The organism is Sporomusa sp. (genome assembly GCF_035561255.1).
Taxonomy (GTDB): domain Bacteria; phylum Bacillota; class Negativicutes; order Sporomusales; family Sporomusaceae; genus Sporomusa.
In genome coordinates this window covers 1-7961 of the sequence record NZ_DATMXX010000305.1, presented here as the reverse complement: position 1 = coordinate 7961, position 7961 = coordinate 1, and the positions used below count along the sequence as shown (strand labels likewise).

Sequence of the window (7961 nt, the reverse complement as noted above, 5' to 3'; positions counted from 1 at the left end):
ATACTAACGTCTTGAATTATTTTAGATATTCGCTTATAATATCTACGTAGGCAGCAAACAATATAACGAGGTGTTTATAATGCATGATATATCTGAACTGTTTTGGCAGGCATCGCTGTCTGAAATAAAGCAGGGTTACGTCTATCACCAAAATAGTGATGAGTTTACCTGCCTCATTTGCGGGCAAAGTTTCAGTAATGGGGTCATTTATCCGCATGATACGAAATTGTATGAAGCTAAAAAATATATCCAGATCCATATTGAACAAAACCATAACTCCGCTTTCGACTATCTGCTGAACCTTGATAAAAGGTTAACTGGTCTGACAGACCATCAAAAAACCATTCTTGAGCTCTTTTACCGAGGTCAAAGTGATAACGAGATAGCAAAGGCGCTCGGTACCAGCAGTACCTCCACAATTCGTAATCACCGCTTCACGCTAAGAGAGAAACAAAAGCAAGCAAAAGTGTTTTTGGCTATTATGGAGCTGCTGGGAGAGCAAGTTCCCAAAAAGAATAACTTTATCAATATTCCACGTAATTCCAGGAATATAGACGACAGATTTGCTATTACCGAGCAGGAAAATGCAGAGATATTAGCTGCCTGCTTTCCGCAAGGCCTTAACGGCCCTCTTGGCTCATTTCCTCTTAAAGAAAAGAAACGAGTCGCCATTTTAAGGCATCTTGTCAAAAAATTCGAGGCAACAAAAACCTATACTGAAAAAGAAGTAAATGGCATTTTGAAACCCTTCTACAACGACTATGTGCTGTTGCGCCGTTATTTAATCGAATATGGTTTCATGGATCGAACCCAGGACGGCAGTTCATACTGGATTCTACCTTAGAAAAGATAAAGGAGCTGGAAAAACTGGATAAACGTAAAGAAATAAAACTAGCCTATAAAGAGACACCCCGTCCGATGGGTGTATATCAGATAAAGAACACGATAACCGGCAAGCTCTTCGTCGGCAGCAGCATGGACTTACCCGGAAAATTTAACAGCAATCGCTTTCAGTTAAACGTTAACTCTCATCGCAACAAAGCACTGCAGGAAGACTGGAATTTATACGGTTCAGACGCATTTACTTTCGAAGTGCTTGAAAGCATCAATCCTGAAAAGATAGTAAAAGATAACTGGCGTAAAGCTGTCGCCGAATTGGAGGAGAAATGGCTTAACACCCTGCAGCCTTATGGTGAAAAAGGCTATAATACCCCAGCGAAACAACTAGTCGCCAATGATACCACTCTATAAAGTAACAAGAACCCCCTGGCAGCTTAAGCTGCTAGGGGGTTCTCAATTGATGCAGGTATTCCGCAAATTCTTGTTCACTTCAAACAAAGTATTATATTCCCTGACTCAAGAGAACCGTCCCCCTGAGTCACAGTCCGGATGGTGTGATGGCAAGCTGGGCTGTCATATTCCAGCGCAGACGCTCGTCCCAGCGCTCAGGAGCAATCGTGACAGTGTAGGTAATATCGCCCCGTTTTTTCTCACCATAGGCTCTGATAGACTTTACTTTTCCTGCTAGGTCTAAGCCGGGTATGCCGTCAAAGGTTAGGGCTACCTGATCACCTTTCTTGACCTTAGCTATTGTGAGTTCAGTTAAATCATCGCTGCGAATCTCCCATTCGCTTTCATCGGCAATTCTCACTAGAACTGTACCGATACTGGCATGCTCGCCTACTTTAACATCCAAAAATGCCACCGTACCGCTGATGACTGCTTTGAGTTCGGTCTTGTCAAGCAGTCCTTCAGCCTCGACTAACCGGGCTTCCTGGGTTTTTAGCTCGGCTTGAGCCTGTGCTAGTGCCGCTTGATTTCTGTCTGCTGCCGTTTTAGCCTGATCAACCTGTTGCCTGGAGGTAGCCCCGGCTGCTTCAAGGCGCTTTTGCCGCTCCAGTTCACGGACAGCATCGGCCAGATTAATTCTTGCCTGCTCGACAGCAGCCGCAGCACGACTGATATCGGCGCCGGTACTGCCAACCCGGGCCTGGTAATCCTGCCGCACCAGCCGGATCAGAGACTGCCCGGCTGTGACCGTATCGCCCTCCTTGACTAAAACCTCACCAATCGTGCCATCTACCGGCATAACCATCTGCGCATAACGTACAGGAAAAATAATCCCCTCTGACAATACCCGGTTATCAGCCTTAACAGGCTCTAATTCCTTTTTCTCCCCTTGACGCCCATTATAGAACCACCACCCGCCTGCAACCAATACCACAGCAATAACAGCGATCAGCACCGGCAGCCATCCCTTTGATTTCATCCGCTTTTCTCCTCACTTCACCTTGATCTTATGCTAATCTGGCCTGGTCACTCATAACTCAATACTTCCCGCACACTCAGCCTGGCAGCATTCCATGCCGGCATTAAACTGGCCAGTACTGACAGCAGGGTCGAAAGCACCAGCCAAATCCCCACCCCAAGAAAACTAAATGAAAACGCCAGTGGGCTCTGGAGAAATAGTACTCCTACCTGATAGCTAAGCAACATTGCCACCGGCAGCGCCAAAATAGCCCCTAACAGCCAGCTTAATATCCCAATACATAATGCCTCAACGACAAAAACCTTGCCAATAGCCACCCCGGACGCGCCAATGGCTCGCATTATCCCGATCTCCCGTGTTCGTTCCAGTACATTTATCCCCATTGTGCCCATCAGCCCCAAAGCGCCGACAACAGCTAATAATACCGCCATCAATAACAAGAAGACTGTCAATATATCAAACTGTGACCTGATCCGTTGTTTCTGATCCCAGGTAATGTCAACATTTTGAACCCGCAGGTTATTTTTCTTCAAATGCTCTTCCAGCTTCCGGCCTAAGTTGATTTGTTCCCTGGGGTCGGCCGATTGAGCAACAATCTGAACAGACCTGGCGCCGCCCGCTTCCTGAATAGCGCCTGTAAACCAGGGATAGGGAGCATATACAATCGGGCCGGTTAAGGTGCTTTTGACTATACCGACTACCGTAAACCTCAGCTTGCGGGTACCGATCTTAATGACCGCCGGGCTGCCTACTTGCAGTTGGGGACTATCCTTCAGGGTCTCGGTATTAACGACCAGGGCACTTTCATCTTGCTCCACCAGCCAGCGCCCTTCAATAATCCTGGGTTGAATCATCGTAGTACTAACCGGCGGGGCCAGAATAAACACATTTTTACTGGCATCATCCTCTGACTGTTTACGGTCATCCCGGAGTATCCGTCCTGATGAAAACCCCCAAGACTCAGCAGCCTTGACACCAGGCACCTTAAGCACCTCATGTTCAATTCTTGTTGCCCGGTAATTCTCGGTAAACCCGACAGACACATCATAATGGAAATAGTCAAAGGCATCATCCAGCGTAGAATATAGCGAAGACCGAATAGAGAAAACAGCCATAAACACCGTTCCCGCCACGGTTAAGGTCAACAAAGTCAGCGCCAGGCGCCATTTACGGCGAAAGGTATTTCTCAGGGAAAGCAGCACAGGCCTGGGCAAGCGGTCCAGCCGCGCCAGCAGTCTGTCAATCCAGATATCCATCCGTCCTTTGGGAGCCACACTGCCAAGGCCATAATCACTGACTGCCTCGCGGACAGTTATGCCTGTACCGCGCCATATGGGCCAGATAGCTGCAAGGACCGGCACCATAATTGCTGCCGTTGCCTCCAGCAGCAGTACTTGGGGCGGCAATTCCAACCCGCCGGAATTAAAGTTAAATACCTGGGCCATAAACCCGGTTACAGCGTTGGCTGCCAATGCCCCGAGCGGGGCGGCAACCACCAGAGCCAGTACGCCATATGCACCCACTAATAATAGATACATGCGAAAAATTTGATTGCGCCGTGCCCCAACAGCCTTCATGATCCCTATCTGACGCACCTGCTGTGTCAGAATAGCGGATACTGTATTAACCAACAAAAAAGTTCCTAATAACAGTGATAATACCCCAAGCACCGTTAGCAGCATAATCAATGCGTTAATGATCCCCTGCAGTTGATGCTCCCCGGGTTTATTTACCTGCAGCCAGAACACGGTTGTGTCACCCTGTTCCAGCTTACTCCAGGCCCGTCGCCCTACAGCCTCAATAGGTGCAGTCTCTTTACCCTGCAGAACCCATGGCTCAACCACGAAATTCACCTGGTCAAGGCGCCGCTCTTCATCAAGTTTCTCCAGGGTGTCCATATTGATGTAGCCATACGAACGGCCGCTAAACATGCTGGGGGTTTGACTGGAATCATACACTACGCCGGTGACTTTAAGGATGCGCTTACGCCCGGCGGCTGTTTCCACCTGAATACTGCCGCCTGTTTTTACCCCAAGCTCAGCCAGCGAAGAACGCTCCAGCAAAACGTCACCATCACTGGGGGGCCACGCACCACTTTCACTTCTAACAAGGTTTACCTTTTGTTTCTGGTAGTCAGGAATGGCTATCAAAAACATTTGCCGCCATTCCCCGCCGGCCGTAAGAACCCGCAAATCGACATTGCGCCGCCCTTCAGCCTCTTTAACGCCGCGCAAACTGCGGATACTGTCCACCAGTTCCTGGTCAAACGGATCAGCGTACACACTGGCACTGGCCGGTGCTGCCGACTGCCAGCTCAAAGCCAAATCCCTGGCAAACATCAGATAAGAACTATAGACCATCCCTACCGAAAAAACTCCGACGGTGATTGAAAGGACAACAAGCAATGTTCGCAGCTTATTGCCCCATAAATCAGCCAACACCTTGCGCCAGCGTGGCGAAACCAGCGCATAGTCAAGCATTGTCATCACGCTCCACCCCAGGGGTCATGATCTGGCCATCATAGACTGTCACGATCCGGCTGCTCCGGCTAGCTAAATCATTATCATGGGTTACCATCAGAATAGTTTTTCCCTGGGCAGCCAGCTCTTTAAACAGGTCAATAACAAGGGTTGCCGTCTTACTATCAAGATTTCCTGTCGGTTCGTCGGCTACCAGCAGTGGCGGGTCATTGGCCAAAGACCGGGCAATAGCCACCCGCTGCTGCTGGCCTCCTGATAAGTTAGCAGGCAGCTTATGGGCCTGTTCACTAACCCCGACCATATCCAGCAGTTTAAGCGCCTGCCGTGGTCTCTCCATTCTGTCATACATGTTGCAAAAATCCATTGGCAGCATAACATTCTCCAAAACCGTCAAGGTCGGCAACAATTGAAAGAACTGAAATACAACCCCAACCGTCCGGCCCCGCCAAACAGCAATCTGATTTTCAGTCAGCGTATGTACCGGCATGCCTGCGATCCATACCTCACCGCTGGTAGGCCGGTCAATGCCTGTAATCATATTAATAAGTGTAGATTTACCGCTGCCTGATTTGCCCACAACGGCAACAAACTCACCGCCTGCTACCTGCAGATCGATACCTTTTAATGCCGCAAACTCACCAGCCCCTGTTACATAAATCTTCTGTACTGCTAAAAGCTCAACCGCAGCGGCTGCTGAACGAGGTTCCGGCAAATCAACACTCATAAGCCCGGACAACCATTTTCCTAACATACTTCCCTCCATCACTTTGACTCACGGGTGACTCACTTTGACTCACGGGGACGGTTCTCGTGAGTCAGGCCCGGGCAATAACGCTTTGGCTTATGCCGGTTATTCTCGCAATTTGCCATGTCGATATCCCGTTTAATTTCTTTATTTTTTGCAAGACCTCATTACGTTTTTGCTTGTCCATGACTAGCAGTTCTGCCAGTGTATTGGCACCTACATATTCCTGGATCAACAGCTGTGCCTGTTTATCGGTTGGTTTTGCAGAGTCATCTATTTCAATGCAGGTAGCCTCACCCTGTTCAGCCATATATGTTTTCAGGTACATAACAGCTTTTTCCTGTTCGCCGGCAAAAATCCCCATGATAAAATCAGCATCTACCAGGGTACTGTCGCCTGTATATTCCGAATAACTGCTCCAGGGATATTTTGACAAATCAGCTGCCAGGCCGGCCTTTACAGGGTTTTGGTGAATATAACGCAATACTGTTAATAAGTATTGCTCATCATCAATGGTTTCGCTCTTAAACCGGTCCTGAAATAAATGCCCGCACCGCTGATATTTGTGATTATACCAAGCCACATAGCTAACGCCAACCTTTTTTATGAAGTTGGCTATAGGGTCATTCCCCTCTTTAAGAAGTAGATGGATGTGGTTATCCATCAGGCAATATCCGTATATTCCACATTGGCATTTTTCCTTATATAATTGCAAACAGCGAATCATTTTTTTCCGGTCTTCGTCATCTTCAAAAATAATCTGCCGGTTGATACCGCGTAATATAATATGATAAATACCTGTCTGACTGCTTTGCCGAGCTTGTCTGGGCATAATTACCACCTCAAACTAATAATAACATAGCTTTTTGACAGACTCAAGAGAACCGTCCCCGTGAGTCACTGGGGGTTAAAGAAAGAAAGCCCCGGTTCCGGGGCTTTCTTTGCTTGGGGAATTTTCTTAGAACAGGCCGCTAACCTTACCTGTTTTTACATCGACGTCTATTCTGCGATAAGCAGGATCAGAGCTGGTTCCCGGCATCAGGCTGATCGCTCCGGCCATCGGGCAGAGGAACTTGGCGCCGCCATAGACCAGAACGTCTCTGATCGGCAATCTCCAGCCTTTAGGAACGCCCTTCCAGGTCGGCTCATGCGACAGGGACAGATGCGATTTTACCATCATTGTGCAATAGTCGGCATACTTAGGATCAGCTTCGAATTTCTTAGCTTTCTCCTCAGCCAGCGGCGCCCAGTCGACACCATCGGCTCCGTACACTTCTGTGGCGATTTTCTCAACCCGCTGACGCAGTGGCATTTCCAGCGGATAGAGGTATTCAAATTTGACTTCTTCTTTGCAGGCATCCATTACAGCATCTGCCAGATCCAGAGCGCCGTCGCCACCCTTTAACCAGTGTTCGGATACTGCGGCGCGGGCACCTGCCTGCTCGGCGATTCTCTTGACAAGGGCATGTTCTGCTTTGGTATCGGTGTAGAACGCGTTAATGCAAACAACCGGTTTGATGCCGGACTTCTTGATCATGTTGATCAAGTGTACCATGTTCTCGCAGCCTTTTTCCAGAAGTCCCAAGTTTTCCTTGGTGTATTCATCAGGCAACGGACGGCCTGGTACAACGGTTGGGCCGCCACCATGCATCTTCAGTGCACGTACTGTGGCTACCAAGATCGAGACGTTTGGCTTCAGACCGCTCAGGCGGCATTTGACGTTCCAGAATTTTTCAAAACCGATATCGGCAGCAAAACCGGATTCGGTGACATGATAATCAAAGCATTTCAGGCCAATGCGGTCAGCAATGATGGAAGACTGACCGATGGCAATGTTCGCAAACGGGCCGGCATGGACAAAGCAAGGCTGGCCTTCGACAGTGGCACAGAGGGTCGGGTTGATGGTGTTACGCATCCAGGCAGTCATAGCGCCGTCGACTTCGAGGTCACCGGTGGTCACGGCATTACCCTGACGGTCATAGCCAACCACGATGTGTTTGAAGCGTTCCCGCATATCGGCCAGATCCTTGGCTACTGCCAGGATAGCCATTAATTCAGAACCAACGGCGATACCGAACTTGGAATGCATCATAAAGCCGTCTTTCTTGCCGCCAAGCCCGATGAGGATGTTACGCAGGCCTTGGGCGGCAAAGTCCAGTACCCAGCCCATTTCGATGTTCTTCGGATCGATATCCAGTCTCCGCAGGCCACGTTTAGCCAATTCAGCATCTGTATAATTAGCCTCATGCTGCATCCGGGCGTTCATAGCGACCATTGCCAGGTTATGAGCATTCATAATGTCGTTGATGTCCCCGGTTAAGCCGAGAGAGAACTCGGTCATTGGAATCAACAGGGCATTACCGCCGCCGGCAGCAGTGCCTTTAACGTTCATGGTCGGGCCGCCGGAAGGCTGCCGCAGGGCACCACCGACGTTCACACCACGTTTTCCCAGACCTTCCATAATCCC

7 protein-coding genes are annotated in these 7961 nt (G+C 49.1%); 2 read left to right on the top strand and 5 right to left on the bottom strand.

Annotated elements, in window-relative coordinates; translation table 11 throughout:
* The first annotated feature begins 79 nt into the window (after positions 1-79).
* Together VN379_RS16640 and VN379_RS16635 are read left to right on the top strand one after the other, a co-directional pair.
* A complete protein-coding gene (locus VN379_RS16640) occupies positions 80-844 on the top strand; it encodes a DUF2087 domain-containing protein (RefSeq protein ID WP_325535857.1) in 765 nt (254 codons plus the stop codon).
* Between the two features lie 74 nt (positions 845-918).
* Complete coding sequence (locus tag VN379_RS16635; protein WP_325535855.1) at positions 919-1251, top strand: GIY-YIG nuclease family protein; 333 nt, start codon at positions 919-921, stop codon at positions 1249-1251.
* Between the two features lie 127 nt (positions 1252-1378).
* Here VN379_RS16635 and VN379_RS16630 read toward each other — a convergent pair whose 3' ends face one another.
* The 5 genes from VN379_RS16630 to VN379_RS16610 all read right to left on the bottom strand — a co-directional run.
* Positions 1379-2269 (bottom strand): efflux RND transporter periplasmic adaptor subunit, encoded by an 891-nt coding sequence (locus VN379_RS16630; protein ID WP_325535853.1) that lies wholly within the window; start codon positions 2267-2269, stop codon positions 1379-1381.
* Between the two features lie 47 nt (positions 2270-2316).
* Positions 2317-4755 (bottom strand): ABC transporter permease, encoded by a 2439-nt coding sequence (locus VN379_RS16625; RefSeq protein WP_325535851.1) that lies wholly within the window; start codon positions 4753-4755, stop codon positions 2317-2319.
* On the bottom strand, positions 4742-5500 hold the full coding sequence (locus VN379_RS16620; RefSeq protein ID WP_325535849.1) for an ABC transporter ATP-binding protein: 759 nt from the start codon (positions 5498-5500) through the stop codon (positions 4742-4744). Before VN379_RS16620 ends, VN379_RS16625 begins: the two co-directional genes overlap by 14 nt.
* Before the next feature lie 64 nt (positions 5501-5564).
* Positions 5565-6326, bottom strand: coding sequence for a transposase (locus VN379_RS16615; RefSeq protein WP_325535847.1), 762 nt, complete (start codon positions 6324-6326; stop codon positions 5565-5567).
* 126 nt (positions 6327-6452) lie between these two features.
* A partial coding sequence (locus tag VN379_RS16610; protein WP_325535845.1) for a formate--tetrahydrofolate ligase occupies positions 6453-7961 on the bottom strand: 1509 nt, incomplete at its 5' end.

Bases quoted from the DNA above. Each gene is read 5' to 3' on its own strand.
- VN379_RS16620 (WP_325535849.1), bottom strand. From the start codon at position 5,500: ATGTTAGGAAAATGGTTGTCCGGGCTTATGAGTGTTGATTTGCCGGAA.
- VN379_RS16630 (WP_325535853.1), bottom strand. From the start codon at position 2,269: ATGAAATCAAAGGGATGGCTGCCGGTGCTGATCGCTGTTATTGCTGTG.
- VN379_RS16640 (WP_325535857.1), top strand. From the start codon at position 80: ATGCATGATATATCTGAACTGTTTTGGCAGGCATCGCTGTCTGAAATA.
- VN379_RS16615 (WP_325535847.1), bottom strand. From the start codon at position 6,326: ATGCCCAGACAAGCTCGGCAAAGCAGTCAGACAGGTATTTATCATATT.
- VN379_RS16635 (WP_325535855.1), top strand. From the start codon at position 919: ATGGGTGTATATCAGATAAAGAACACGATAACCGGCAAGCTCTTCGTC.
- VN379_RS16625 (WP_325535851.1), bottom strand. From the start codon at position 4,755: ATGACAATGCTTGACTATGCGCTGGTTTCGCCACGCTGGCGCAAGGTG.